A 652-nucleotide genomic window follows, 5' to 3' on the forward strand; every position below is an offset into this window, starting at 1 on the left:
CCGGACAGCATGAGTCGGATGCCGAGTTCGAATCGTTCCTCGGCGGGTGTGGCCAGGACGGTCGGTAGGGCCTGTGCGGTGAGGGGGAATCGCGCAGGGTCGGGAGTCGGCGGTCTGTTGCCTTGTCGGGGGGCGGGGTCGCCGGTCAGCTCGGTGAGTGCCTGTTCCTCGATGCAGAACCCGACGATGAAATGCCGCAGGACCGTGGTGCGTTGAGCGGCTTCGGCTGCTGGGAGACCGGCCTCGCGCCAGGCGTCGAGAACCGATTCGACGACCTCGAAGGTGGCCGGGTCGGCAGCGAAGGTTCCCGCGAACACGCGGGCGCCGTCGCGGTGCGCGAGCATGGTCCGCCGCAGCGCGTGTGCCCAGCGGGTGATGCAGTCCGGCCAGGGTGCACGCCGGTCCGCTGCGGTCATCACCTCCGCGGCATCTCGGCTCATGACGACCGCCATCGCCCGGAAGATGTCCTGTTTGGAGGTGACGTGCCAGTACAGCGTGGGGGCCCGCACACCCAGTTCGGCGGCCAGGGCGCGCATCGTGATGCCGTCGATGCCGGTCGCGTCGAGCAGGCGCAGCCCGGCGCGGGCGATGACGTCTCGGTTGAGTTTCTCGGCCACCTCGACAGTCTAACAGTGTTCGAGTAATCTCGAAC

Annotated in this window: 1 protein-coding gene; it reads right to left on the reverse strand. The window is 68.4% G+C overall.

Annotated features, from left to right (window positions below; translation table 11 throughout):
• Positions 1-617, reverse strand: a 617-nt coding sequence (locus ON40_RS34435) for a TetR/AcrR family transcriptional regulator C-terminal domain-containing protein (protein ID WP_051194001.1), incomplete at its 3' end; no start/stop codon positions are given.
• Between the last annotated feature and the right edge of the window lie 35 nt (positions 618-652).

This window comes from Nocardia jiangxiensis NBRC 101359 (assembly GCF_000308615.1).
In the GTDB taxonomy this organism is placed as follows: domain Bacteria; phylum Actinomycetota; class Actinomycetes; order Mycobacteriales; family Mycobacteriaceae; genus Nocardia; species Nocardia jiangxiensis.